The 24,190-nt window shown below is 73.1% G+C and carries 23 protein-coding genes, 1 tRNA gene and 1 pseudogene; 13 read left to right on the top strand and 12 right to left on the bottom strand.

Going from position 1 to position 24,190, the window contains the following annotated elements; genetic code table 11:
* Positions 1 to 293: 293 nt before the first annotated feature.
* The 3 genes and pseudogenes from AC1RSJ_RS15765 to secA all read left to right on the top strand — a co-directional run.
* Positions 294 to 431 (top strand): annotated as a pseudogene (locus tag AC1RSJ_RS15765) (phosphoribosyltransferase family protein); the annotation flags it as partial.
* A 182-nt stretch (positions 432 to 613) separates the two neighbouring features.
* Positions 614 to 1,252, top strand: coding sequence for a ribosome hibernation-promoting factor, HPF/YfiA family (gene hpf / locus AC1RSJ_RS15760; protein ID WP_493119399.1), 639 nt, complete (start codon positions 614 to 616; stop codon positions 1,250 to 1,252).
* 137 nt (positions 1,253 to 1,389) lie between these two features.
* Positions 1,390 to 4,194 (top strand): preprotein translocase subunit SecA, encoded by a 2,805-nt coding sequence (secA, locus tag AC1RSJ_RS15755; RefSeq protein WP_493119398.1) that lies wholly within the window; start codon positions 1,390 to 1,392, stop codon positions 4,192 to 4,194.
* A 111-nt stretch (positions 4,195 to 4,305) separates the two neighbouring features.
* Here secA and AC1RSJ_RS15750 read toward each other — a convergent pair whose 3' ends face one another.
* Positions 4,306 to 4,764: an Rv3235 family protein gene (locus tag AC1RSJ_RS15750; RefSeq protein ID WP_493119397.1), complete on the bottom strand. Its 459-nt coding sequence runs from the start codon at positions 4,762 to 4,764 to the stop codon at positions 4,306 to 4,308.
* A gap of 144 nt (positions 4,765 to 4,908) precedes the next feature.
* On the opposite strand from AC1RSJ_RS15750, the gene AC1RSJ_RS15745 reads away from it, so the two are divergent.
* Positions 4,909 to 5,526 carry a hypothetical protein gene (locus AC1RSJ_RS15745; RefSeq protein ID WP_493119396.1) on the top strand — a complete coding sequence of 206 codons (618 nt, stop codon included), beginning with the start codon at positions 4,909 to 4,911 and terminating at the stop codon, positions 5,524 to 5,526.
* Positions 5,527 to 5,628: 102 nt separating this feature from the next.
* On the opposite strand, the gene AC1RSJ_RS15740 is transcribed toward AC1RSJ_RS15745, so the two are convergent.
* A complete protein-coding gene (locus tag AC1RSJ_RS15740) occupies positions 5,629 to 5,928 on the bottom strand; it encodes a helix-turn-helix domain-containing protein (protein ID WP_493119395.1) in 300 nt (99 codons plus the stop codon).
* Positions 5,929 to 6,007: 79 nt separating this feature from the next.
* Between AC1RSJ_RS15740 and AC1RSJ_RS15735 the strand changes: the two genes are divergently transcribed.
* From AC1RSJ_RS15735 to AC1RSJ_RS15725, 3 genes are read left to right on the top strand one after another with little or no spacing between them, the layout of a single operon-like run.
* The gene (locus AC1RSJ_RS15735; RefSeq protein WP_493119394.1) at positions 6,008 to 6,757 is read left to right on the top strand and encodes a hypothetical protein; all 750 of its coding nucleotides are present in this window, start codon (positions 6,008 to 6,010) and stop codon (positions 6,755 to 6,757) included.
* Positions 6,754 to 8,097 (top strand): CpaE/TadZ family protein, encoded by a 1,344-nt coding sequence (locus AC1RSJ_RS15730; protein ID WP_493119393.1) that lies wholly within the window; start codon positions 6,754 to 6,756, stop codon positions 8,095 to 8,097. The genes AC1RSJ_RS15735 and AC1RSJ_RS15730 overlap by 4 nt, the downstream gene beginning before the upstream one ends.
* A gap of 9 nt (positions 8,098 to 8,106) precedes the next feature.
* The gene (locus AC1RSJ_RS15725; RefSeq protein ID WP_493119392.1) at positions 8,107 to 9,600 is read left to right on the top strand and encodes a sensor histidine kinase; all 1,494 of its coding nucleotides are present in this window, start codon (positions 8,107 to 8,109) and stop codon (positions 9,598 to 9,600) included.
* Between the two features lie 76 nt (positions 9,601 to 9,676).
* Here the strand turns inward: AC1RSJ_RS15725 and AC1RSJ_RS15720 are convergent, their stop codons facing one another.
* Positions 9,677 to 9,925 (bottom strand): WhiB family transcriptional regulator, encoded by a 249-nt coding sequence (locus tag AC1RSJ_RS15720; protein WP_493119391.1) that lies wholly within the window; start codon positions 9,923 to 9,925, stop codon positions 9,677 to 9,679.
* Between the two features lie 261 nt (positions 9,926 to 10,186).
* Here AC1RSJ_RS15720 and AC1RSJ_RS15715 point away from each other — a divergent pair, with 261 nt between their 5' ends.
* From AC1RSJ_RS15715 to AC1RSJ_RS15700, 4 genes are read left to right on the top strand one after another with little or no spacing between them, the layout of a single operon-like run.
* Positions 10,187 to 10,531, top strand: coding sequence for a hypothetical protein (locus AC1RSJ_RS15715; RefSeq protein WP_493119390.1), 345 nt, complete (start codon positions 10,187 to 10,189; stop codon positions 10,529 to 10,531).
* Positions 10,504 to 11,112: a nucleoside deaminase gene (locus tag AC1RSJ_RS15710; RefSeq protein WP_493119389.1), complete on the top strand. Its 609-nt coding sequence runs from the start codon at positions 10,504 to 10,506 to the stop codon at positions 11,110 to 11,112. The genes AC1RSJ_RS15715 and AC1RSJ_RS15710 overlap by 28 nt, the downstream gene beginning before the upstream one ends.
* Positions 11,109 to 11,867, top strand: a complete 759-nt coding sequence (locus AC1RSJ_RS15705) for an ABC transporter ATP-binding protein (RefSeq protein ID WP_493119388.1) — start codon at positions 11,109 to 11,111, stop codon at positions 11,865 to 11,867. The genes AC1RSJ_RS15710 and AC1RSJ_RS15705 overlap by 4 nt, the downstream gene beginning before the upstream one ends.
* A gap of 14 nt (positions 11,868 to 11,881) precedes the next feature.
* A complete protein-coding gene (locus AC1RSJ_RS15700; protein ID WP_493119387.1) occupies positions 11,882 to 13,435 on the top strand; it encodes a transporter in 1,554 nt (517 codons plus the stop codon).
* 6 nt (positions 13,436 to 13,441) lie between these two features.
* Here the strand turns inward: AC1RSJ_RS15700 and bcp are convergent, their stop codons facing one another.
* Complete coding sequence (bcp, locus tag AC1RSJ_RS15695; protein ID WP_493119386.1) at positions 13,442 to 13,912, bottom strand: thioredoxin-dependent thiol peroxidase; 471 nt, start codon at positions 13,910 to 13,912, stop codon at positions 13,442 to 13,444.
* A 109-nt stretch (positions 13,913 to 14,021) separates the two neighbouring features.
* Between bcp and AC1RSJ_RS15690 the strand changes: the two genes are divergently transcribed.
* Both AC1RSJ_RS15690 and AC1RSJ_RS15685 read left to right on the top strand, forming a co-directional pair.
* Positions 14,022 to 14,094, top strand: a tRNA-Lys gene (locus AC1RSJ_RS15690).
* Positions 14,095 to 14,166: 72 nt separating this feature from the next.
* On the top strand, positions 14,167 to 14,502 hold the full coding sequence (locus AC1RSJ_RS15685; RefSeq protein ID WP_493119385.1) for a hypothetical protein: 336 nt from the start codon (positions 14,167 to 14,169) through the stop codon (positions 14,500 to 14,502).
* A 3-nt stretch (positions 14,503 to 14,505) separates the two neighbouring features.
* Here the strand turns inward: AC1RSJ_RS15685 and AC1RSJ_RS15680 are convergent, their stop codons facing one another.
* The 8 genes from AC1RSJ_RS15680 to rhaI all read right to left on the bottom strand — a co-directional run bounded on the left by AC1RSJ_RS15680 (position 14,506) and on the right by rhaI (position 24,182).
* On the bottom strand, positions 14,506 to 15,279 hold the full coding sequence (locus tag AC1RSJ_RS15680) for a sugar phosphate isomerase/epimerase family protein (RefSeq protein ID WP_493119384.1): 774 nt from the start codon (positions 15,277 to 15,279) through the stop codon (positions 14,506 to 14,508).
* 28 nt (positions 15,280 to 15,307) lie between these two features.
* On the bottom strand, positions 15,308 to 17,029 hold the full coding sequence (locus tag AC1RSJ_RS15675; protein WP_493119383.1) for an MDR family MFS transporter: 1,722 nt from the start codon (positions 17,027 to 17,029) through the stop codon (positions 15,308 to 15,310).
* 35 nt (positions 17,030 to 17,064) lie between these two features.
* Positions 17,065 to 17,658: a TetR/AcrR family transcriptional regulator gene (locus tag AC1RSJ_RS15670; RefSeq protein ID WP_493119382.1), complete on the bottom strand. Its 594-nt coding sequence runs from the start codon at positions 17,656 to 17,658 to the stop codon at positions 17,065 to 17,067.
* An 81-nt stretch (positions 17,659 to 17,739) separates the two neighbouring features.
* A complete protein-coding gene (locus tag AC1RSJ_RS15665; protein ID WP_493119381.1) occupies positions 17,740 to 19,086 on the bottom strand; it encodes an alpha-hydroxy acid oxidase in 1,347 nt (448 codons plus the stop codon).
* A 3-nt stretch (positions 19,087 to 19,089) separates the two neighbouring features.
* The gene (locus tag AC1RSJ_RS15660; protein ID WP_493119380.1) at positions 19,090 to 20,550 is read right to left on the bottom strand and encodes a rhamnulokinase; all 1,461 of its coding nucleotides are present in this window, start codon (positions 20,548 to 20,550) and stop codon (positions 19,090 to 19,092) included.
* 28 nt (positions 20,551 to 20,578) lie between these two features.
* Entirely contained in the window at positions 20,579 to 22,609 is a 2,031-nt protein-coding gene (locus AC1RSJ_RS15655) for a bifunctional aldolase/short-chain dehydrogenase (protein ID WP_493119379.1), read from the bottom strand.
* A gap of 62 nt (positions 22,610 to 22,671) precedes the next feature.
* Entirely contained in the window at positions 22,672 to 23,031 is a 360-nt protein-coding gene (locus tag AC1RSJ_RS15650) for an L-rhamnose mutarotase (protein WP_493119378.1), read from the bottom strand.
* Positions 23,019 to 24,182: an L-rhamnose isomerase gene (gene rhaI / locus AC1RSJ_RS15645; protein ID WP_493119377.1), complete on the bottom strand. Its 1,164-nt coding sequence runs from the start codon at positions 24,180 to 24,182 to the stop codon at positions 23,019 to 23,021. The genes AC1RSJ_RS15650 and rhaI overlap by 13 nt, the downstream gene beginning before the upstream one ends.
* Positions 24,183 to 24,190 lie beyond the last annotated feature (8 nt).

Raw genomic sequence — 24,190 nt, 5'->3', positions numbered from 1 at the left:
CGCCCGCGCTCGCCGCCGCGGTGCGCCTCCGGGCCGACCTCGGCGCGGGCGACGCCGGCGGCTCGGGCGAGTCCGGCAGGTCAGGCACCGCGGCAGGCGACGCGCCGCGCCGCGTCGTCCTCTGCCCCGTCCCGGCATCGCCGCGGTCTCGTCGACGGCGCGGCGTCGACCCGGTCCGCGTGCTGCTCCGGCGCGCCGGGCTGCGGGCGCCGGCCCTGCTCATCGACCGCGGCGGCGGTCGTGCGCAGAAGGCGCTCGGGCTCGACGACCGCGTGCGCAACGCGGCCGGGCGGATGCGCGCCCGGCGGCGCCTCGACGGGCTCGCCGTGCTCCTCATCGACGACGTCGCGACGACGGGCGCGACGCTCGCGGAGGCCGCCCGGGCGGTGCGGGCCGCGGGCGGCGAGGTGCTCGGCGCGGCCGTCGCGCTCTCCACCCCGCGGCGCGACGGATCCGCGGCCGAGCCGACCGGCGGCGCCGAGGCGACGCCGGGGACATCCTCAGGGTCCGCGGTGGACGGGGGCAGGAGGCGGGACTACGTTGTCCCGAAAGGCGTGGATCAGACGACCGCCTGGATCCCGCAGGCGGCACGCCGGGATATGGGAGGTCGAGCATGGACATCACGATCACCGGCCGGGGGGTCGGCATCCCTGAACGATTCGAGGACTACGCGACGGAGAAGGCCGACAAGGTCGCCCGTCTCGCGGAGAAGGCCCTCGCACTCGAGATCAAGGTATGCCGCCACCACGAAACGAACGGCGCGAGCGGCGATGACCGCGTCGAGCTGACGCTGATCGGGCCGGGACCGGTGGTGAGGGCCGAGGCGGGAGCGGGCGACAAGTACGCCGCGTTCGACCTCGCGCTCGACAAGATGGTGGAGCGCATCCGCCAGTCGAAGGACCGCCGCAAGGTGCACCGTGGCCAGCACCGGCCCACCTCGCTGCGCGAGGCCAGCGCCTCGGGCTTCGCCGGATCGGGCGTGCAGGCCGCGAGCATCGACGTGCTCGACAAGGTCGCCACCGGCGAGATCCCCGTGCTCGCGGACGACGCCGACCAGGACTGGAGCCCGGTCGTCATCCGCCAAAAGGTGTTCCCCGCGAGCCGGATGACGCAGGAGGACGCAGTCGACCACATGGAGCTGGTCGGGCACGACTTCTTCCTCTACATCGACGCGCAGACCGACCGGCCGAGCGTGGTCTACCGGCGCAAGGGCTGGGACTACGGCGTGATCGGACTCGACACCGAGCTCTGAGCACCGCCACCGCGCCCCGGCCCCAGTTCGGGCCGGGGCGCGGTGCGTCCAGCCTGCAATCGCGGCGGATTGGTAGAGTGGCGCGCTGGTGCCGCGGCCCTGCCGCGCGACCCGACGGACCGAAGAAGGAGCCCTACGTGGCGAACGTGCTCGAGAAGATCCTCCGCGTCGGCGAGGGACGGATCCTGCGCCGGCTGAAGCACTACGCGGAGGCGGTCGACCAGCTCGAGGAGGCCTTCGAGGAGCTCAGCGACGACGACCTCCGCGACGAGACCCGCCAGCTGCGCGAGCGCTTCGCCGACGGCGAGTCGCTCGACGACCTGCTGCCGGAGGCGTTCGCCGCCGTCCGCGAGGCCTCGAAGCGCACGCTCGGCATGCGGCCCTTCACGGTGCAGGTCATGGGCGGCGCGAACCTGCACCTCGGCAACATCTCGGAGATGAAGACCGGCGAGGGCAAGACCCTGACCGCGGTCTTCGCCGCGTACCTCAACGCGATCGCCTCGCGCGGTGTGCACGTCGTCACCGTCAACGACTTCCTCGCCGGCTACCAGTCGGAGCTCATGGGCCGCGTCCTCCGTGCGCTCGGCATGACCACCGGCTGCATCATCTCCGGCCAGACGCCGGAGGAGCGCCGCGAGCAGTACGCCGCCGACGTCACCTACGGCACGAACAACGAGTTCGGCTTCGACTACCTCCGCGACAACATGGCCTGGCAGGCCCAGGACATGGTGCAGCGCGGCCACTACTTCGCGGTCGTCGACGAGGTCGACTCGATCCTCATCGACGAGGCGCGCACCCCGCTGATCATCTCCGGCCCCGCCTCGGGCGAGGCGAACCGGTGGTTCACCGAGTTCGCGTCCATCGCCACGCGCCTCGTCTCCGGGTCCGACTACGAGGTCGACGAGAAGAAGCGCACCGTCGGCGTGCTCGAGCCCGGCATCGAGAAGGTCGAGGACTACCTCGGCATCGACAACCTGTACGAGTCGGCGAACACCCCGCTCATCTCGTTCCTCAACAACTCGATCAAGGCCGCCGCGCTGTTCAAGCGCGACAAGGACTACGTCGTCATGAACGGCGAGGTGCTCATCGTCGACGAGCACACCGGCCGCATCCTGGTCGGACGCCGCTACAACGAGGGCATCCACCAGGCGATCGAGGCGAAGGAGGGCGTGCAGGTCAAGGCGGAGAACCAGACCCTCGCCACCATCACCCTGCAGAACTACTTCCGCCTCTACTCGAAGCTCTCCGGCATGACCGGCACGGCCGAGACCGAGGCCGCCGAGTTCATGTCGACCTACAAGCTCGGCGTCGTGCCGATCCCGACGAACAAGCCCATGGTGCGCAAGGACCAGCCGGACCTCATCTACAAGAACGAGGAGTCGAAGTTCGCGCAGGTCGTCGAGGACATCGCGGAGCGGCACGAGGCCGGCCAGCCGGTGCTCGTCGGCACGACCAGCGTCGAGAAGAGCGAGTACCTCTCGCGACTGCTCGCGAAGAAGGGCGTCAAGCACGAGGTGCTCAACGCCAAGAACCACGCCCGCGAGGCGGCGATCGTCGCCCAGGCCGGTCGCCTCAAGGCCGTCACGGTCGCCACGAACATGGCCGGCCGCGGCACGGACATCATGCTCGGCGGCAACGCGGAGTTCCTCGCCGTCGCCGAGATGAACAAGCGCGGCCTCTCGCCCGCCGATACCCCCGACGAGTACGAGCAGGAGTGGGAGGCCGTCTTCGAGGCGCAGAAGGAGCAGGTCGCCGAGGAGGCGGAGAAGGTCGTCGACGCCGGCGGCCTCTACGTGCTCGGCACCGAGCGCCACGAGTCCCGCCGCATCGACAACCAGCTGCGCGGACGCTCCGGCCGTCAGGGCGACCCCGGCGAGAGCCGCTTCTACCTGTCGCTCGGCGACGACCTCATGCGCCTGTTCAACACGGGTGCGGCCGAGATGCTCATGTCGCGCGCGCCCGACGACACCGCGATCCAGTCGTCGACCGTGACCCGCGCCATCCGCTCCGCGCAGTCGCAGGTCGAGAGCCGCAACGCGGAGATCCGCAAGAACGTGCTCAAGTACGACGACGTGCTCAACCGCCAGCGCGAGGCGATCTACGGCGACCGCCGCCACATCCTCGAGGGCGACGACCTGCACGAGCGCGTGCAGAACTTCCTCTCCGGCGTGGTGACCGAGGTCGTCGACGCTCAGACGTCCGAGGGTCAGAGCGAGGACTGGGACCTCGACGCGCTCTGGAGCGAGCTGCGGCAGATGTTCCCGGTCTCGATCACGATCGACGAGGTCGTCACGGATGCGGGCACGCGCGGCAAGCTCAGCGCGAAGTCGCTGAAGGAGGAGCTCGTCTCCGACGCGAAGATCGCCTACGAGCGCCGCGAGGAGCAGCTCGGCTCGCCCGCCATGCGCGAGCTCGAGCGCCGCGTGGTGCTCAGCGTGATCGACCGCCGCTGGCGCGACCACCTCTACGAGATGGACTACCTCAAGGACGGCATCGGCCTCCGCGCGATGGCGCAGCGCGATCCTCTGGTCGAGTACCAGCGCGAGGGCTTCTCGCTGTTCCAGCAGATGATGGGCTCGATCCGCGAGGAGACCATCGGCTTCCTGTTCAACCTCGAGGTCGAGGTGACCGGTGGCGCCGACGGCGCCCACGTCGCGGCCCGCGGCCTGCAGGAGGGCGAGGCCCCGCAGCAGGCCCTGAGCTACTCGGCCCCGTCGGACGACGCGTCCGGCGACGTCGAGGTGCGCGATCAGCGCGGACGCCTCGAGCGCGCCGCCACCGCGAAGGCCCAGCAGCTGCAGGCCGAGCGGGAGGCCGCAGGCCAGACCCAGCCGGAGGAGCCCGCGCAGCCCGCCTCGCGCGGCGCGTTCGGCCAGAAGGTGCAGAGCGGCGACGCGCCGCTCAACCGCGAGCAGCGCCGCGCGGCCGAGCGCCGCAAGTAGCGCGATCCGGCCGGTTCCGGCGCCTCGGGACGGGCGTATCCGTCCGAGAGCGCCGGAACGGTCCGAGTCCGCACGCGGGTGCGCTCGGCGAGCCGCCGGGTCGTCGGGCCGTCAGAGCACGTGGATGGCGGTGGCCCGCCACCGGCGGTCCAGGCCCTCGAGCCGGAACGCCACGGCACGCGCCCGGGTGCGGCTGCGCACGATGACCGTCGCCTCGACGACCCCGTCGCGCGGGCGGCACTGCACGATCGACCCGATCACGAGCTGCGGCCGCACGACCGTGGCGCGGCGCGCGCTCCGGGCCCGGGTGCTCAGCACCACGCGCTTGAGCAGGTGCCGGTAGACGTCGTCGGAGACCCAGCGCGAGAGCTGCTCGAGCTCGCGGGCGCCGGCGAGCACCTCGATCACGCAGCGGGTCAGGTTCTCCAGGAGCGGGGTCGGATCGGGGAGGTCGTCGGTGGACGAGCGCTGACGGCCGAAGAAGTCCTCGGAGTCGAAGCGCGGACGAGGGGCTCGTGCGGTGCTGCCGTCCACGGTCGGGGAACCGGAGGCGGCGTTCGGGTCGGGCATCTCACTCCCATCGGACACCGGGGTGGTCCACCCCCGTCCGGGGGTGGGCTCACTCAACCAGACGCCGTCCGGTCGTGTCGAGAGCGGATCTCAGGTTGTGGACAACGCGGTCGCGCGACCGGCCCGCGGGGCTACCGTGCCGCCATGCGCTGGGACGAGCTCTTCGACGATCTCGAGAGCCAGCTCGAGCACGAGCTCGACGCCGAGCGCGTCGACCTGCTCGCGGAGGAGGAGCGGCTGCGGCTCGGGCGGCTCGCCTTCCGCGACCGCCTCGCCGCGATGTGCGGCACCGGAGCGGATGCCGACGGCGTCCGCCACGAGGTGGAGCTCGTGCTCCGCGACGGCAGCGCGCTCGCGGTCGTGCCGGAGTCGTCCGGACGCGACTGGATCGCGGGGGCGGTGCTCGGCGCCGGCCGGGTGCGGCACCGCTGCGTCGTGCCGATCGGCGCGATCGCGTCGGTCGTGCCGCGGGCCGGGCAGCTCGCCGCGAGCGTCGGCGCCGCGCCGCTCGGCGACCCGGATCGGCCGGGCGCCGCGCTGGCCGCGCGGCTCGGCATCGCGTTCGTGCTCCGCGACCTCTGCCGCCGCCGCGCGCCCGTCGACGTGACCACGTCCTGGGCCCGGCTGCACGGCACGATCGACCGGATCGGCCGTGATCACCTGGATCTCGCCGAGCACGAGCCGGGCGCGGCCCGCCGGGCCGGCACGGTGCGGCAGACCCGGCTGCTGCCGTTCGCGGAGCTGCTGCTCGTGCGGTTCTGAGGCGACCGGCACGGTCGCCGATACGTCGTCGGCGCGGTCGGCACGAGGAGCCGTCGACGCGATCCGCGCGGTCGGCGATGCGGATCGGCGGGGCCGGAGGGCTCAGCGTCCGAACAGCTCCGGCAGGTCCGCGAGGTCGGACTGGTTCCAGCGGCTGAGTCGGCGCGACTCCTCGTACTTCGCCTCGATGTACGACTCGAGCACCGTGCGCTCGACGCGCCAGTGGCCGGCGCCGCCGACCTTGATCGCAGGCAGCTCGCCGGAGCGGACGAGCGCGTAGGCCTGGCCGGCCGAGATGGCGAGCAGCTCGGCCGTGTCGGCGAGCGTGAGGAAGCGCCCGAGCGGCTCGGTGCCGTCCGGGAGGCTCGCGCTCGGCCCGGAGGGCTCGTCGGCACCGGTCATGCGACGAGTATGGAGCCGGCACGGGGCCGTGGACGGCCCTGTGGATAACTCGACGCGCCGTCGGCCGCGAGGACGCACCATGGTGCCGTCCGCCGCCGTGACGGACGCGAGAGGAGCCGCCGTGCCGACGTCCGCGATGCGCGCCCCCGCGGTCCCGCCCCGAGCGGTGCCGACCGCCGGGGCGCCCGCGCTCGTGCCCGTGATCCCGCGGACCCGCCGCCGCCGGCTGCCCGACCCCCGGCTCGTCGTCGGCCTCGTGCTCGTGCTGGCCTCCGTCGCCGGCGTGGTCGCACTGCTGCGAGCCGCCGACACGACGATCGGCGTCTACGCGGCGTCGGCGGCGCTCGTGCCGGGCCAGCGCATCTCCGAGACCGACCTCGTGCGGCGCGACGTCGTGCTCGACGGCGCCGACGCCCACTACCTCGCGGTCGGGTCGCTGCCCGCGGCCGGACTGGTCGTGCGGACCCCCGTCGCGCGCGGCGAGCTGGTGCCGTCCTCGGCGGTGGGCGACGCGGCGGCGTCCGGGCTGACCTCCGTCGTCGTGTCGGTCGACGGCGAGGTGCCGTCGCAGATCCGGGCGGGCGCGGAGGCCGACCTCTGGGCGGCGCCGACGAGCGGCTCGCTCGAGCAGCCGGCCGATCCGCCGAGCGTGCTGGTCTCCGGGGCGGTCGTGGTCGAGGTGCGCAGCCGCGACGGTCTCGTGGCCGACGACGGCGTCGCGGTCGAGCTCCTGCTGCCGCAGGGCCGTGTCGCGCGCGTGCTGCAGGCCCAGGCGGACGGCGCACGGCTGTCGGTCGTGCCGTCCGGGATCGCGGGCGGCGGCTCGTGACCGACGTGCTGCTCGTGCTCGCGCCGGACGACGACGCCCGGCTCGTCGCGAGTGCCGCGCATCACGGCCACCGGGTCGTGGCGCGCTGCGCGGGCGCCGCGGAGGCGGCCGCGACCGTCGCCGGGAGCGGAGCGGAGGTCGCGGTGGCATCCGCCGATCCGCGGCGGCTCGACGCGGCGCTCGTCGCCGCGTGCGATGCCGCCGGTGTGCGGATCGTGGCCGTCGCGGGCGACCCGCGGCTCGCGCGCGGTCTCGGTCTGCTCGACGTGGTCGACGGCCCGGCCGACTGGCCCGCGCTCGTGCCGACCCGCGGGCACGACGTGTCGAGCCGGCCGCCCCGTGACGGCGACCTCGCCGGCGGTGCGGACGTCGGCGTCGACGTCGGCCCGGCCTCCCGCACCACGGGACGCGCCGCCGGGCTCCCGCCCGTGCCGACGGTCGCGCCGCGCCGGGGCCGGGTGGTCGTCGTCTGGGGTCCTGCGGGCGCTCCCGGCCGCACGTCCCTGGCCATCGCGATCGCCGCGGAGCTGGCCGCGGCCGGATCCGCCGTCGTGCTCACGGATGCGGACACGCACGCCGCGGCCGTCGCACCCGCGCTCGGGCTGCTCGACGAGGCGCCCGGCTTCGCGGCCGCGTGCCGCCTCGCCGGCACCGACGCGCTCGACGCCGGCGAGCTCGACCGGCTCGCGGCGGTGTGCCGCACCCGGAGCGGGGCGTTCCGGGTGCTGACGGGGCTCGGTCGGCCGAGCCGCTGGCCGGAGCTCTCCGCCGACCGCGTCGAGACCACCCTGCGCATCGCGCGCGGCTGGGCGGACTGGGTGGTCGTCGACGTGGCCGCGCCGCTCGAGCAGGACGAGGAGCTCTCGAGCGACCTGCTCGCACCGCGCCGCAACGCCGCGGGCGTCACCGCCCTGCGCTCGGCGGACGCGGTGATCGCCGTCGGCAGCGCCGATCCGATCGGGCTGTCGCGCTACCTGCGCGGGCACGCCGAGCTGCTCGAGCTCGTCGACCCGGAGCGGGTGAGCGTCGTCGTGAACCGGGTGCGGGCGTCGGCGATCGGGCTCGACCCTGCCGGGCAGGTGCGGCAGACGCTGCTGCGCTTCGGCGGCATCGAGGATCCGGTGCTCGTGCCCTCCGACCCGGGCGCGTTCGACGCCGCGCTGCTCAGCGGACGGCCGCTGGCCGACGTCGCGCCGCACAGCGCGGCGCGTGCGGCCCTTCGCGATCTCGTCGCGGCGCGACTGCTGCCGCAGGAGCCCGATCCCGCTCCCGCGCGCCGCCGGGAACGGCGGATGCGGCGGCCGCGGCGGCCGATCGGCGCGGCGGTCGCGGGCGGCTAGCCTGGAGCGGTGACCACCCTCTCCGACATCGCCCACGCCCAGGGGCGGTCGAGCGAGGCCGACATCGACTGGCTCCACGTGCTGGTGGGCGACCTCCAGCTGCTCGCCGATCTCGCCTTCGCCGACGTGCTGCTGTGGGTGCCGGCCGAGGACGACGGGTTCGTGGCCGTCGCGCACTCGCGTCCGTCGTCGGCGGCGACGCTGTTCTACCGCGACTTCGTCGGCCAGCGCATCAAGCCGGAGTGGGCGCATCAGGTCGGCGAGGCGTTCGCCACCCGGCAGATCGTCGACACGGCGGCGCCGGACTGGTTCGAGGAGACCCCGACCCGGGTGCGGGCGGTGCCGGTGATGCGCAGGCCGACGCCGTCGAGCCGCGAGGTGGCCGACAGCCCGATCGCGGTGATCACCCGGCACTCCAACCTCAGCGAGGCGCGGACGCCGAGCCGGCAGGAGCTCGTCTTCAACCAGTGCGCGAACGACCTGTTCGGCATGATCGCCACCGCCGACTTCCCCGACCTGCAGGCGCCGGCGGGGCCGCGCCGCGGAGCTCCGCGCGCGAACGACGGGCTCATCCGGCTCGACGTCGACGGCATCGTCACCTTCGCGAGCCCGAACGGGCTCAGCGCCTTCAACCGCATGGGCTTCGACGGCGAGCTCGAGGGGGAGTCGCTCGCCGACGTCACGACCGGGCTGCTCAAGGGCAAGCTCATCGTCGACGAGTCGCTGCCGCTCGTCGTGACCGGACGCGCGCCGTGGCGCACCGACATCGAGGCGCGCGGGGTCACCGTGACGCTGCGCACCATCCCGCTCCGCGAGCGCGGGGAGCGCGTCGGCGCCCTCGTGCTGGTGCGCGACGTCACGGAGACGCGGCACCAGGAGCAGGAGCTCATCACCAAGGACGCGACGATCCGCGAGATCCACCACCGGGTGAAGAACAACCTGCAGACGGTGGCGTCGCTGCTGCGCATCCAGGCCCGCCGCTCACGCAGCGAGGAGGCCGGCGAGTCGCTGCGTCAGGCCATGCGCCGGGTGTCGGCGATCGCGGTCGTGCACGACACGCTGAGCACCGGGCTGAGTCAGAACGTCGACTTCGACGAGGTGTTCGACCGGGTGCTCATGCTCATCACGGAGGTCGCCTCCGGCACCAACACGACCGTGCGCCCGACGAAGTCGGGGCAGTTCGGCGTGCTGCCGAGCGAGTACGCCACGCCGCTCTCGCTCGCGCTGACCGAGCTCGTGACGAACGCCGTGGAGCACGGGCTCGCCGATCGCGACGGCACGGTCGAGATCGCGGCGCAGCGGCTCGACGGCCGGCTCGAGGTGAAGGTGCGCGACGACGGCGTCGGGCTCCCGGAGGGCCAGGTCGGCGCCGGCCTCGGCACGCAGATCGTGCGGACGCTCATCCAGGGCGAGCTCAGCGGCACCATCGACTGGCACACGATGCAGGGCGAGGGCACCGAGGTGACCATCGACATCCCGCTGCTCTACCTCGAGAAGAACTGAGTTCTCTCTCGAGAAGAACTGAGTTCTCTCGCGAGAAGAACTGACGCCCCGGCTCGAGACGAGCTGACGCGGACGGTCAGGAGGCGCGGCGGGCGCGGGCCGCGCGGCGCTTCAGCGCACGACGCTCGTCCTCGCTGAGACCACCCCAGACGCCCGAGTCCTGGTTGGTCTCGAGGGCGTACTGCAGGCACATCTCGGTGACGGCGCAGCGACCGCAGACCGTCTTCGCCTTCTCGATCTGGTCGACGGCGGGTCCGGTGTTGCCGACCGGGAAGAACAGCTCCGGGTCCGCGGTGAGGCAGGCGGCCTTGTCGCGCCAATCCATGCGTGGTGCTCCTTCGTGTGGTGCTCAGGTCGTCCGGGCACGCCCGGCCCGCGTCCAGGCGCGTCGATAGGACGTCGAACCGGAGCGGTGATGATGAGGGGAGGGATCGAATCTCGATCGACCTGCGACCCTGCAGGCGTCATTCAACCGACAGCAACTGTTTCATACTTGTTACGACTGATCAAGAGGTCGGGATGGGGTTTCACTGTGAATCACGACCGGCGGTCGGCCCTCGTTCCGACCCTCGCCGCGGGTCTGGTAGTGGAGGGGCTCCTGGTGCTCGTCGCCGGCGGCGTGCTCCTCGGCGAGCTGATCGCGGCACGGGAGACGTCGGGTCCGGATGCCGTCGCGCTGCTCGTGATCGCCGCGCTCGCGCTGCTCGGATCGGTGCTCATGGTCACCGGCCTCCTTCGCGGCCGGTTCTGGGTGCGCGCGGCCATCGTGGTCTGGCAGCTGCTGCAGCTCGTCGTCGGCATCAGCGCGCTCACCGGACCCGGCGCGCAACCCGTTCTGGGGTGGCCGCTCATCGCGCTCGCGGCGATACTGATCGTGCTGCTCTTCACGCCGGGAGTGCAGGCGTGGACGGCACGACGGGAGCACGGATGACGATGGGCTTCGCCGTGCGCGCGCCCGGGTGGCTCGTCGCGGAGACCGCCTCGCTGCCCCGCGAGCTCGGCCCCGCCGACGCCGTCGCCGCGGCCGTCGAGCTGGCCCGGCGCAATGTGGCCGAGGGCACCGGCGGTCCGTTCGCCGCCGTCGTGACCGAGTCGGCGACCGGCGCCGTGATCGCGGCCGGCGTCAACCTCGTGCTCGCCACCGGGCTGTCGAGCATGCACGCGGAGGTCGTCGCGCTGTCGTTCGCGCAGACCGTCCGCGGCGGATGGGATCTCGGCGCGGCCGGACCGGTGCGGATCGCGGTCAACGCGGCCCCGTGCGCCATGTGCACGGGCGCGGTCGTCTGGTCGGGCGTCACCGCGCTGGACTACGCCCTCGAGAGCGCCGACGTCGAGCGCATCACCGGCTTCGACGAGGGCCCGATCGCCGCCGACTGGAGCGCGCAGCTCGAGCAGCGCGGCATCCGCGTCACCGGCGGGCACGCCGTCGAGGCCGCCCGAGCCGGGCTGGCCGAGTTCGCCGACCGGGTCGCGCGCGGCGAGTCGGTCGTCTACAACGCCGCGCGCGGATGAGCGGCACCGCCCTCGAGCTCACCGGGCTCGTCAAGCGCTTCGGCGGCGCCGTCGCGGTCGACTCCGTCGACCTCGTCGTGCCGGTCGGCTCGTTCTTCGGGCTGGTCGGGCCGAACGGCGCCGGCAAGACGACCACGCTCTCGATGGCCACGGGCCTGCTGCGGCCCGATGCGGGCACGGCCCGCGTGCACGACCTCGACGTCTGGAGCGACCCGCTGGCGGCCAAGCGGCTGATCGGCAATCTCGCTGACGGCGTGGACCTCTACGACCGGCTCACCGGCGAGCAGCTCATCACCTACACCGGGCTGCTGTTCGGGCTGGAGCGCGACGTCGTCGCCGCGCGCACGGCCGACCTCCTCGACGTGCTCGACCTCCGGGCCTCCGCCGGCGGGCAGGTCGCGGACTACTCGGCCGGCATGACGAAGAAGATCGCGCTGGCCTGCGCGCTCGTCCACTCGCCGCGGCTGCTCGTGCTCGACGAGCCGTTCGAGTCGGTGGACCCGGTCTCGGCCGCGAACATCCGCGACATGCTGCACGGCTTCGTCGACGCGGGCGGCACCGTCGTCGTGTCGAGCCACTCGATGGATCTCGTGCAGCGGATGTGCGACCGCGTCGCGATCATGGCCGCCGGGCGCGTGCTGGTCAGCGGCACGATCGAGGAGGTGCGCGAGGGGCAGACCCTCGAGGACCGCTTCCTCGATCTCGTCGGCGGTCGCCGGCACGGGGAGGGACCGGAGTGGCTGCGCTCCTTCTGAGGCTGCGGTTCCGGGTGCTCGCAAACACCCTCCGGCGCAACCCCGTGCAGCTCATCGCGGTCATCGCGGGCGCCCTCGTCGCGCCGCCGATCATCCTCACGGCCGTGACCGTGCTCTGGATCCTGCCGGGCGTCTCGCCCCAGCTGCCGATCTCGGTGCCCTACTCGTCGATCGTGATCGGCGGCACCGCCGTCGTGCTCGGCTGGACCGTGGTGCCGATCATCGTGAACGGCGTCGAGCAGACGCTCGATCCGATGCGCCTCGCGCCGTTCCCGCTGTCGGCCGGGCAGATCCTCCGCGCCCAGCTGCTCGTCGGCATCACCTGGGTGCCGGGCGGCACCACGATCATCGTCGGCCTGCTCACGGCGATCGCCTGGCGCTACGCGCCGGGCGTCTCCCCGATCGCGGCGCTGTGCGGCCTGGTCGGGGCGCTGACCGCGATCGCGACCTCGCGCATGGTGGCGACGCTGACCGGCAACCTGCTCGCCGGGCGTGCGCTTCGGGTGCGGATCGGCGTGCTCGGGGCGCTCGTCGCCGTGGCGGCCGGCCCGGCCGTCGCCGCCGTCGCCGTGGGGCTGACCGGCGGCGACTCGGGATTCCGGATGGCGGCCGACGTGCTCGCCTTCTCGCCGGTCGGCGCGATCTGGGCCGTGCCCGGCTGGGTCGCGGCCGGGTTCGGCGGCGCCGCAGCCGTCTCCGGGGCCATCGCCGTCGTCACGGCGGTCGGGATCGTGGTCGCGTGGTGGGCCGCGCTCCGCGCCTCGCTGACCCGGCGCGGCGGCGGCGCGACCCGCTCGGCGGCGGGCGGACGGCTCTCCGCCTTCCGCTGGACGCCCGCCACCCCCTGGGGCGCGATCTGGGCGCGCTCGCTCATCTACTGGGTGCGCGACCCGCGCTACGCCCGGCAGCTCGCCGTGATCCCGGTCCTGCCGGTGCTGACGCTGCTCTGGAGCCGGCTGCTGCACAACGACGGGCTCGCGCTGCTGGCCGGGCCGATGGTCGCCGCCACCCTGCCGCTCGCCGTGTTCGCGGGGATCTCCTACGACGGCACGGCGTGGTCCGCGCATCTTGCGGCGGGAGTCCGCGGCGTGCACGACCGCATCGGGCGCACGCTCGGGCTCGCGACGATCGCGCTGCCCGCCGTGCTCATGGTGCAGATCGTCGCGGCGATCGTGGTCGGCGCCGGATCCCAGCTGCCGGCGCTGCTCGGCGTCTCGATCGGACTCCTGCTGTCGGCGCTCGGGGTCGTGGCGGTGTCGTCGGCGCGGCTCGTCTTCCCCGTGCCGCGCTCGCGGCGGAACCCGTTCTCGGCGTCGGCGGGTGCCGGCACCACGACCGTCGTGGCGTCGTATGCCGTCGCCGGCATCACCGCCGCGCTCGCGCTGCCGGAGATCGCGCTCGCGCTCGTCGCGATCCTCGGCGGCGTGCCGGCCTTCGGCTGGGCGGCGCTCGTCACCGGCCTGGTGATGGGCCCGGTCGCGCTGACGGCGGGCATCCTCATCGGCGGGCGGATGCTGGACCGCCGCGGGCCCGAGGTGCTGGTGCGCCTGCGCGCCGTCCGGGTCTAGCGGGGGCTAGGCCGCGACGCCGAGCCGCTTGCGCAGCATGGCGACGTGGCCGGTCGCCTTCGTGTTGTAGAACGCCTGCTCGATGCGGCCCTCGGCGTCGATGACGAACGTCGAGCGGATGACGCCGGTGACGGTCTTGCCGTAGAGCTGCTTCTCGCCCCACACCGAGTACGCCTCGTGCACGGCGCGGTCGGCGTCGCTGAGGAGCGGGAACGTGAGGTGCTCCTGCTCCCGGAACCGGCGCAGCTTCTCCTCGGAGTCGCGCGAGACGCCGAGCACCACGAAGCCGCCCGCCGCGAGCGGCTCGAGGCTGTCGCGGAAGTCGCAGGCCTCCGTCGTGCAGCCCGGGGTCATGGCCTCCGGGTAGAAGTAGAGGATGACGCGGCGGCCGCGGAACTCCTCCAGTGCGACTGCGGCGCCGTCCTGATCGGGCAGCGTGAAGGCGGGGGCGGCGTCGCCGGGCTCGAGTCGGGTCACGTGCCGAGCCTAAACGCGTCGCGGACGGGCCGCGCGTCGCGAGCCGAGCGCACGAGGTGCTATCGTGGTTCCTCGGTCCGGTTCGCCGGGCCCGTCGTGAGAACGACGAGCACCTCTAGCTCAATTGGCAGAGCAACTGACTCTTAATCAGTGGGTTCCGGGTTCAAGTCCCGGGGGGTGTACGGATCGCCCCGTGAACTCTCGCCAGTTCGCGGGGCTTTTCGCATTTCCCGGTCCTCGCGGATACTGACGACGTGGGTACGACGACGGCGCGGCGGATCTTCCTGCGCGCGCTCGTCTGGCGAGGTGTCCATCTCGCCGTAGGACTGTCCATCGCCGTGTTCGGATTCGGGACCGGCACCGCGGCGCTCGGCATCGCGGGGCTCGTCCTCTGCGCCCTCAGCATCGGACTGGGCGCCTTCTTCATCTGGGCGGTCCGTCACCCCCGCTTCGACGCAGACGCCCCAGTCGAGACCTTCCCGGCGACCCTGCGCCACCCGCGCAGCGATCGCTTCGGACCCGCACCTCGGCCGACGCTCCGTCGTCCGCCGGACGACGCGACGGCGCATCGGACCTGGGAGGACGACTGATCGTCAGCGCGCCGAGTGCCCGCGCACGAGCGCGAGCGACGTGTGCAGCTCGCCCGCGAAGTCGTCGCCCCAGTTGCACTCGAGCGTGAGGCCGAGCGAGTAGCCGGCGGCGTCGAGCACGTCGAGCAGCTCGCGCCAGGGGTAGCCGCCGGCGCCGATGAAGCGGCGGCCGCCGTCCGCGAGGTGCACGTGGCCGATGCGGTCGATGTTCCGGCCGACGATCACGAGGGGCTCCTCGGCGGCCATGATGTGGAAGAGGTCCGCCACCACCGGCACGGCGTGGATGCGGTGCTCGTCGAGGAAGGCCAGCGCCTCCTGGATCGTCGCGATGAGGTTCGTCTCGCCCGTGTTGAGCGGCTCCAGCATGATCACGAGGTCGTGCTCGGCGGCGCGGTCGCGCACCCCGCGCAGGGTCTCGGCGAAGCGCTCTCGGCCCGCGGCGTCGTCCACGTCGTCCGGGATGCGGCGCGCGGTGCCGGAGCCGAAGACGATCCGCGCACCGGGCTCGGCGACCGACGCGACGAGCGGCAGCACCTGGTCGAGGTAGTCCCACACCGGATCGAGCGGCACGCGCGGGTCGGACAGCGCGAGGTCGCCGGGGAAGAGCAGCGCGAACGACGGATGCCGTCGGCCGGCGAACACCGGATCGAGCGTCCAGCGCCCGTCCTCGCCGCGCTGCACGAGGCCGCCGGAGATCGCCGGCTCCAGGTAGTCGGGCTCCTCGGTCAGCGCGGCCTCGACCCGGTCGGGTCCCACGATCACTCCCACACGGCGCACGGCGTCCTCCTCGAAGTCGGCGTCGTGCCTAGTCTTCCGCGTCCGACGCCGACGCGCCCGGACTTGCCGCGCGCGTTGCCGTCGCGGCGGTCACGCCGTCGGCATCCCGCGTCGCCGGCGAGGCTCCCGCCCCGCCGGCCGGGACCGGGGCGCGACCGAGCCGCTCCGCCTCCATCCGCTCCGCCTCCTCGCCCGAGATCGCCTCGCCGCGGGCGACGAGCCCGGCGGTGTCGGAGAGCGGGATCTGCTTGAGGATGAGCGACAGGATGAACGCCGCGCCGATGAACGGCAGCAGGTACCAGAACACCGGGGCGAGTGCGTGGGCGTAGGCGTTGACGATGCCCTCGCGCACGGCGTCCGGCAGCTGCGACAGCGTCTGCGGGTCGAGGCTCGACGTGGCGGAGGAGGCGTCGGACGCGCTGGCGCCGGCATCCGAGAACACCTTCGTGAGCCCCTCGGTGAGGCGGGTGGTGAAGATGGTGCCGAACACCGCCGTGCCGAGCGCGCCGCCGACCTCGCGGAAGTAGTTGTTCGTGCTGGTCGCGGTGCCGAGCTGGGCTGCCGGCACGGCGTTCTGGGCCACGAGCACGACCACCTGCATGATGAGGCCGAGCCCGGCGCCGAACACGAACAGGTACACGCAGATCAGCCAGATCGGCGTCGACGCCGCGAGCGTGGTCATGACGACCATCACCGCGCCGACGATGAGGGTGCCGAGGATCGGGAACAGCCGGTAGCGCCCCGTCTTCGACATGAGGATGCCGGACCCGATCGAGGTGATCATGAGCCCCGCCATCATCGGCAGCATGAGCAGCCCGGAGGCCGCCGCGGAGGTGCCGGACGACATCTGCAGGAACGTGGGCACGAAGCCGATCGCGGCGAACATCCCGAGCCCGAGGGTGAGCCCGATCGCGGTCGCGTTGATGAAGACCGGGTTCTTGAACAGGCCGAGCGGGATGATGGGGTCGGCGGCGCGCGCCTCGGTGAGCACGAACGCGAGCACGGCCGCGAGCAGCCCGGCGCCCCACGCCCAGGTCTCCGGTGCGCTCCAGCCGTGGGCGTCGTCGCCGCCGAAGTCGGTGAAGAAGATCAGGCAGGTCGTGGCCACGGAGAGGAACAGCACGCCGAGCACGTCGATCGGCTTCTCGGCCCGCTTGCTCGGCAGCGTCAGCGCGACGAGGGCGATCACGAAGGCCGCGATGCCGACCGGGATGTTGATGTAGAACGCCCACTGCCAGGTGAGGTGGTCGACGAAGAAGCCGCCGAGCAGCGGGCCGCCCACGGCCGAGAGGCCGAAGATGGCGCCGAGCGGCCCGAGGTACTTGCCGCGCTCGTTCGCGGGCACGATGTCGGCGATGATCGCCTGGCTCAGGATCATCAGCCCGCCGCCGCCGAGGCCCTGCAGCGCGCGGAAGACCACGAACATCCAGAAGTCGCCGGCGAAGGCGCAGCCGACGGAGGCGAGCGTGAAGATCGCGATCGCGACGAGGAAGAGCCGCCGCCGGCCCAGCACGTCGCCGAACTTGCCGTAGATCGGCATCACGATCGTGGTGGCGAGCAGGTAGGCCGTCGTGATCCAGACCTGGTGCTGCACGCCGCCGAGGTCGCCGACGATGGTCGGCATCGCGGTCGACACGATGGTCTGGTCGAGGCTGGAGAGCAGCATGCCCGCGATGAGCGCGCTGAAGATGATCCAGATGCGCCGCTTCGTGAGCAGCAGCGGTCCGGTGGCGGTCGTGGCGGAGGTCACGGTGTCCTTCTCCTGGTGATGGTTGCGGGCGCCGGTCAGCGCGCAAGGAGCGATCGGGCGGCCGCGAGGCGCGCACGGGCGATGGTGCCGAACGGCTCGGCGTTCGCCGGGTCGAAGAACTGCTGGGTGGTCGCGCGCATGATGCCGCTCGCGACATGGACAGCGGTGGCCGCGCGGACGTCACCGGGCTGGGCACCCTCGCGGCGCTCGACGAGCGCGGCATCCTCCCGCTCGGCCTCGGCGCCGAGCCCGAGCACGTGCGTCACGAGCTTCGGATCGCGCTCGAGCGCCCGGATGAGGTCGCCGACCTCGTCGCCGGTCATCTCGAGGCGCTCCCATCGGGCGATGAGCAGCCCGACGAAGTCGTCGAGCAGCGGACCGGTCGACTCGGCGAAGGCCTCGTCGAGGTCGCGGTCGTCTGCTCGGAGCGGGATGCCGATGACCGCGTTCTCCTTCGACGCGAAGTAGTTGAAGAACGTGCGGCGCGAGACGCCGACCTCCGAGCAGAGCTCCTCGATCGTGAAGCCCGCCAGGCCGCGGTCGGCGGTGAGGGCGCGCGCGGTCATCCGCAGCTGCCGCGCGGTCTGCGCGGTCTTCTGCTCGCGCAGCGAAAGTGCACTCTCGGACATGAAGTGCAGTTTTGCACCGAAAGCCTGAGAGTGCAACGAGAGTCGGTCGCCGGGCGCCGACCGGCGGCTACCCGGGGCGGGTCATCCGGTGGTCGTGCGGCGGGCCGGACGCGACCGCGGCGCCCGGCGGGGCTCCGGTGCGGGCGACAGCGGCGATGCGGCAGGCGCGTCGCCGGCCGGCAGCCCTCCGGGCAGCCGCACCGGCGCGAGCCGCTGCAGCTGGGTCACGTGGCCCGGCTCGAGCTCGTCGAGGGATCCGACGCCGAGCAGCTTCATGGTGCGGCGCAGCTGGTCGGCGAGGATCTCGATCGCGCGGTCGACGCCGGGGCGCCCGCCCGCCATGAGCCCGTAGAGGTAGGCGCGGCCGATCATCGTGAAGCGGGCGCCGAGCGCGACGGCGGCGGCGATGTCCGAACCGGACATGATGCCGGTGTCGACGCCGATCTCGACATCGCCGCCGACCTCGCGGACCACGTGGGGGAGCAGGTGGAACGGGATCGGCGCGCGGTCGAGCTGCCGGCCGCCGTGGTTGGACAGGATGATCGCGTCGACGCCGAGGTCGGCGAGCTTCTTCGCGTCCTCGACGGACTGCACGCCCTTGATCGCGATCCTCCCTGGCCAGAGGCCGCGGATCACGTCGAGGTCGGCGAACGAGATCGACGGGTCCATGGCGGCGTCGAGCAGCTCGCCGACGGTGCCGCCGGTCGAGGACAGCGATGCGAACTCGAGCGGCGGGGTGGTGAGGAAGTCGATCCACCACCAGGGCCGCGGGATCGCGTTGACGATCGTGCCGAGCGTGAGCTGCGGCGGGATCGAGAAGCCGTTGCGCTTGTCGCGCAGCCGGGCGCCCGCCACCGGGGTGTCGACCGTGAACTGGAGCGTGTCGAAGCCCGCGGCGGCGGCGCGCTCGACCAGCCCGTAGGAGATGTCGCGGTCGCGCATCACGTAGAGCTGGAACCAGTTGCGCCCGTGCGGGTTCGCGGCCCTCACGTCCTCGATGGAGGTCGTGCCCAGCGTCGACAGCGTGAACGGGATGCCGGCGGCGCCCGCCGCGCCGGCGCCGGCGACCTCGCCCTCGGTCTGCATGAGGCGGGTGAAGCCCGTCGGCGCGATGGCGAACGGGAGCGCCGACGGGCCGCCGAGGATCTCGCGGCTCGTGTCGACGGTGTCGGAGAGCCCGCGCAGGATGCCGGGCGTGAACTCGATGTCGCGGAACGCCTGGCGCGCCCGCCGCAGCGAGATCTCCTCCTCGGCGGAGCCGTCCGTGTAGTCGAAGGCCGCCTTCGGCGTGCGGCGCTTCGCGATCATCCGGAGGTCGGCGATCGTCAGCGCGGCGGCGAGCCGGCGCTTGCGGCCGTCGAGCTCGGGCTTCTTGAACTTCATCAGCTCGAAGAGCTGGTCGGGCTTGGGGAGCTGGCGCTGCACCATGGGTCAGCCTTCCGTGGGACTCGGCGCCGGGGAGCGCGGGGCGGAGGTGCGCGGCTCGTACCGCTCGACGGGGAACGCACGGGCGACGAGCGCGCGCAGCGACTCGAGGTCGCCCGTGACGGCGCCGAGCGCCCTCGCCTGCACGAGCACGCTGCCGATCGCGGTCGCCTCGGTCGGGCCGGCGAGCACCGGCAGGCCGGTGGCGTCGGCGGTCAGCCGGCAGAGCAGCGCGTTGCGGCTGCCGCCGCCGACGATGTGCACGACACCGACGGGGCGGCCGGACAGCTCCGCTGCGGCGCGCACGGCTCGAGCGTAGGCCTCGGCCAGGCTGCGCAGGATGCTGAGCACGAGCTCGGGGCGGGTTCCCGGCACGGGCAGGTCGTGCGCGACGAGCCAGTCGGCGATGCGCCCGGGCATGCCGCCCGGGGCCAGGAAGGCCGGGTCGTCCGCGTCGAACACGGGCACCGGCGCGGTGACCGCGGCGGCCTGGTCGAGCAGGGCGCCGAGGTCGATCGGGGCGCCGTCGCGCTCCCACTCCCGGATCGACTCGCTGAGCAGCCAGAGGCCCATGACGTTGTGGAGGAAGCGCGTGCGGCCGTCGACGCCGCCCTCGTTCGTGAAGCCGGCGAGCCGGGCGGCCTCGGTGACGACCGGGCGCTCCGTCTCCACGCCGACGAGCGACCAGGTGCCGCTCGAGATGTACGCCCAGCCCGGCTCGAGCGCGGGCACGGCGGCGACGGCCGAGGCGGTGTCGTGCGAGCCGACGGCGAGCACGCGGGCCCGGGTGGCGCCGATGCCGCGCGCGGCCGCCGGCGCGATGCCGCCGAGGTCGGTGCCGGGCTCGACGAGCGGGGCGAGCAGCGAGGCCGGGATGCCGAGGGCGTCGAGCAGCGTCGCATCCCATGCCCCGTCCTCCACCGACAGCAGCCCGGTCGTCGAGGCGTTCGTGCGCTCGGCGGACTCGGTGCCGGTGAGCCAGTAGGCCAGCAGGTCCGGCAGCAGCAGCATCCGGTCCGCGAGCGCGAGCACGCCGGCCTCGCGGTCCGCGTCGAGCTGGAACAGCGTCGTGAACGGCAGGTGCTGCAGCCCGTTGTGCCGGTAGAGGTCGGCCGGGCCGATCCGGTCGTGCACGCGGCCGACGGCCGGCTCGGTGCGGTCGTCGCGGTAGGCGTAGGGCGTGCCGAGCAGCCGTCCGCCGCGCAGCAGGCCGTAGTCGACGGCCCAGGAGTCGATGCCGATGCCCGCGAGGTCCGGCTCGGCGCGGGCGGCCGCGGCGAGCCCCTCGACCGCGTCGCGGTAGAGCTCGAGCACCGACCAGTGCAGTCCGTCGAGCGTGCGCACGGGCCGGTTCTCGAAGCGTGCGACCTCGTCGAGCCGGATGCCGTCCTCGCCGACGTGCCCGAGCACGACCCGGCCGGAGGTCGCGCCGAGGTCGACCGCGGCGACGGCGACCGAGCCCGTCACCGGACGCCGTTCATCGCAGACCGCGCCATCAGCGGAGGAAGGCCGCCGCGACACCCGCGTCGACGGGGATGTGCAGGCCGGTGGTGTGGGAGAGGTCAGGCCCGGTGAGCACGGAGACCGCGTTCGCGACGTTCTCCGGCAGCACCTCGCGCTTGAGGATGGTGCGCTGCGCGTAGAACCTGCCGAGGTCCTCCTCGGGGATGCCGTAGGTCGCCGCGCGGTTCGCGCCCCAGCCCGACGCGAAGATGCCGGAGCCCTTGACGACGCCGTCCGGGTTGATGCCGTTGACGCGCACGCCGTGCTCGCCGAGCTCGACCGCGAGCAGCCGTACCTGGTGCGCCTGGTCCGCCTTCGTCGCGGAGTACGCGATGTTGTTCGGCCCCGCGAAGACGCTGTTCTTCGACGAGATGTAGACGATGTCGCCGCCCAGCGCCTGCTCGATGAGGATCGGCGCGGTCGCCTTCGAGACGAGGAACGAGCCCTTCGCCATGATGTCGTGCTGGAAGTCCCAATCGCGCTCGGTCGTCTCGAGCAGGGGCTTCGACAGCGAGACGCCGGCGTTGTTCACGACGATGTCGATGCCGCCGAAGGCGAGCACGGCGTCCTCGAGCATCGCGGCGATCGCCGCGGAGTCCGTGACGTCGACGGCGAGGCCGACCGCGACGTCCGTGCCGCCGATCTCCGCCGCGGCCGCCGCGGCCTTCTCCGCGTCGAGGTCGGCGATGATCACGCAGGCGCCGTCGGCGGCGAGGCGGGTGGCGATGGCCTTGCCGATGCCGGAGGCGGCGCCGGTGACGAGCGCGATGCGGGTCGCGTGCGATCGCGGCTTCGGCATCCGCTGCAGCTTCGCCTCCTCGAGCGCCCAGTACTCGATGCGGAACTTCTCCGCCTCGTCGATCGGCGCGTAGGTCGAGACGGATTCCGCGCCGCGCATGACGTGGATCGCATTGACGTAGAACTCGCCGGCGACGCGGGCGGTCTGCTTGTCGCGGCCGAACGACAGCATGCCGACGCCCGGCACGAGCACGATCGCCGGGTCGGCGCCGCGCATCGGCGGCGAGTCCGGCGTCGCGTGCCGCTCGTAGTACGCCGCGTAGTCGGCGCGGTAGGCCTCGTGCAGCTCGCGGAGCCGTGCGATCGAGTCCTCGATCGAGGCGTCGGCGGGCAGGTCGAGCAGCAGCGGCTTCACCTTGGTGCGGAGGAAGTGGTCCGGGCAGCTCGTGCCGAGCTCGGCCAGCGCCGGCGCCTTCTCGGACGCCAGGAACTCGAGCACGTCGTCGGTGTCGGTGAAGTGGCCGACCGCCGGGGCATCGTGCGAGGCGATGCCGCGGATCGTGGCCACGAGCGCGGCCGCCTTGGCGCGGCGCTCGGCCGGCGCGAGCGCCCCGAACCCGGCGCGCTCGCCGCCGAACGGCGCCGCGCTCCCGTGCTCGGCGAGATGCTGCTCCGCGGTGCGGATGATCCAGAGGCTGTTCGCCTCCGCCTCCTCGCTCGTGTCGCCCCACGCGGTGATGCCGTGGCCGCCGAGGATGCAGCCGATGGCCTCCGGATGCGCGTCGTGGAGCGCGGCGATGTCGAGGCCGAGCTGGAACCCGGGCCGCCGCCAGGGCACCCAGAGCACCTTCCCGCCGAAGGCGGCCTCGGTCAGCGCCGGGCCGTCGGCGGCCGTCGCGAACGCGATGCCGGCGTCCGGATGCAGGTGGTCGACGTGCGCGGCGTCGACGAGGGCGTGCATCGCGGTGTCGATCGACGGGGCCGCGCCGCCCTTGCCGTACAGGCAGTAGTCGAACGCGGCGACCATGTCGTCCTCGGTGTCGACCCCGCGGTAGGCGCCGCGCAGCGCGCGCACGCGGTCGAGCCGCAGCACGGCGAGTCCGGCCTCCGTCAGCGTGCCGAGGTCGCCGCCGGAGCCCTTCACCCAGAGCAGCTCCACCGGCTCGCCGGTCACCGCGTCGGGCGCGCTGCCCTTCGCGGAGGTGTTGCCGCCGGCGTAGTTCGTCACGCGGGGATCGGCGCCGAGCCGGTTGCTGCGGGCGAGGAGGTCGGAGGCGGTGCTCATGGGATCGTCCGTTTCGAGAAGAGGCCCTGCGCGGCCACCACGTCCGCGCAGGGGAGTCGGGGTCAGCGGCCGGGCAGGGCCGCGAGCTGGTCCTCCAGGTGGAAGACCTCGGTCAGGTGCGGGGCGGCCTGGTCGGCGCGGGCGCCGGGGAGCTCCGCGAAGAGCTCGGCCGAGGCGGCCTCCCACGCGGCGGTGCGCGGGTCGGCGGCGAGCGCGGCGGCGGAGGCCGCGTCGTCATCCGTCTCGTAGTAGCCGACGAGCAGGCCGTCGTCGCCGAGGAAGAGCGAGTAGTCGCGGCGGCCCGCGTCGCGGATCGCGGCGAGCATCTGCGGCTCGACGGCGCGGTGCCGCGCCACGTACTCCGCGATCCGATCCGGCCGCACCTGCAGCCGGAAGCAGACCCGCTGGGTCACGCGCCCCATCCCGCCTGGGTGCCGCCGACCCGGTCCGCGACGATCTGCGCGGCGTAGCCCGACGCGGCGTACGCGCGCATCGGGTCCTCCGGCAGGCCGCGCGACGCGCGCCACTCGGCGAGCGCGGGGCGCACGTCGGTCTGGAACGCGTCCATGAGCACGGTGTTCGCCTCGAGCACGTCGCCGGCCGCCTGTGCGGCTCCGAGCGCGTCCTGGTCGATGAGCAGTGCGCGCGCCGTCATCTCCTGCACGTTGAGCACGCTGCGGATCTGCCCCGGGATCTTGTCCTCGATGTTGTGGCACTGGTCGAGCATGAACGCGAGGTCGGGGCTGCCGAAGCCGCCGCCGCGGATGACCTCGGCGATGATGCGGAACAGCTGGAACGGGTCGGCCGCGCCGACGATGAGGTCGTCGTCGGCGTAGAAGCGCGAGTTGAAGTCGAACGAGCCGAGCTTCCCGAGCCGCAGCAGCTGCATGACGATGAACTCGATGTTCGTGCCGGGCGCGTGGTGGCCGGTGTCGAGGCAGACCATCGCCTTCGGCCCGAGGACGCTCACCTGGGCGAAGCTCGTTCCCCAGTCCGGCACGTCGGTGTGGTAGAACGCCGGCTCGAAGAACTTGTACTCGAGCACGAGCCGCTGATCGTCGCCGAGCCGCGCGTAGATCTGCGCGAGCGAGTCGGCGAGGCGGTCCTGGCGGGCGCGCATGTCGTCCTGGCCCGGGTAGTTCGTGCCGTCGGCGAGCCAGATCTTGAGGTCGCGCGAGCCCGTCGCGTGCATGATGTCGATGCACGCGAAGTGGTGGTCGATGGCCTTCCGGCGGATGCGGTCGTCGGCGTGCGTGACGCTGCCGAGCTTGTAGTCCTCGTCCTGGAACGTGTTCGAGTTGATCGTGCCGAGCTGCACGCCGTGCTCGGCGGCGTGCGCGGCGAGCACCGAGTAGTCGTCGACGGTGTCCCACGGGATGTGCAGCGCCACGGTCGGGGCGAGTCCCGTGTTCTTGTGCACCTGCGCCGCGTCCGCGACCTTCTCGAACGGATCGCGGGGCACGCCCTTCTGCGGGAACACGCGGAAGCGGGTGCCGGAGTTGCCGAAGGCCCATGACGGCAGCTCGATGGCGAGCTCCGCGAGCCGGTCGGCGACGGGATCGAGAATGGTCATGCATGCCT

The sequence above is a fragment of the Schumannella sp. GW821-FHT10F01 genome (assembly GCF_058809295.1).
Note: the sequence above shows the minus strand (reverse complement) of the source record. Positions and strands in the feature narration are given on the sequence as shown.

Bases quoted from the DNA above. Each gene is read 5' to 3' on its own strand.
- hpf (WP_493119399.1), top strand. From the start codon at position 614: ATGGACATCACGATCACCGGCCGGGGGGTCGGCATCCCTGAACGATTC.
- AC1RSJ_RS15750 (WP_493119397.1), bottom strand. From the start codon at position 4,764: ATGCCCGACCCGAACGCCGCCTCCGGTTCCCCGACCGTGGACGGCAGC.
- AC1RSJ_RS15745 (WP_493119396.1), top strand. From the start codon at position 4,909: ATGCGCTGGGACGAGCTCTTCGACGATCTCGAGAGCCAGCTCGAGCAC.
- AC1RSJ_RS15740 (WP_493119395.1), bottom strand. From the start codon at position 5,928: ATGACCGGTGCCGACGAGCCCTCCGGGCCGAGCGCGAGCCTCCCGGAC.
- AC1RSJ_RS15735 (WP_493119394.1), top strand. From the start codon at position 6,008: ATGGTGCCGTCCGCCGCCGTGACGGACGCGAGAGGAGCCGCCGTGCCG.
- AC1RSJ_RS15720 (WP_493119391.1), bottom strand. From the start codon at position 9,925: ATGGATTGGCGCGACAAGGCCGCCTGCCTCACCGCGGACCCGGAGCTG.
- AC1RSJ_RS15705 (WP_493119388.1), top strand. From the start codon at position 11,109: ATGAGCGGCACCGCCCTCGAGCTCACCGGGCTCGTCAAGCGCTTCGGC.
- AC1RSJ_RS15670 (WP_493119382.1), bottom strand. From the start codon at position 17,658: ATGTCCGAGAGTGCACTTTCGCTGCGCGAGCAGAAGACCGCGCAGACC.
- AC1RSJ_RS15665 (WP_493119381.1), bottom strand. From the start codon at position 19,086: ATGGTGCAGCGCCAGCTCCCCAAGCCCGACCAGCTCTTCGAGCTGATG.
- AC1RSJ_RS15655 (WP_493119379.1), bottom strand. From the start codon at position 22,609: ATGAGCACCGCCTCCGACCTCCTCGCCCGCAGCAACCGGCTCGGCGCC.
- AC1RSJ_RS15650 (WP_493119378.1), bottom strand. From the start codon at position 23,031: ATGGGGCGCGTGACCCAGCGGGTCTGCTTCCGGCTGCAGGTGCGGCCG.
- rhaI (WP_493119377.1), bottom strand. From the start codon at position 24,182: ATGACCATTCTCGATCCCGTCGCCGACCGGCTCGCGGAGCTCGCCATC.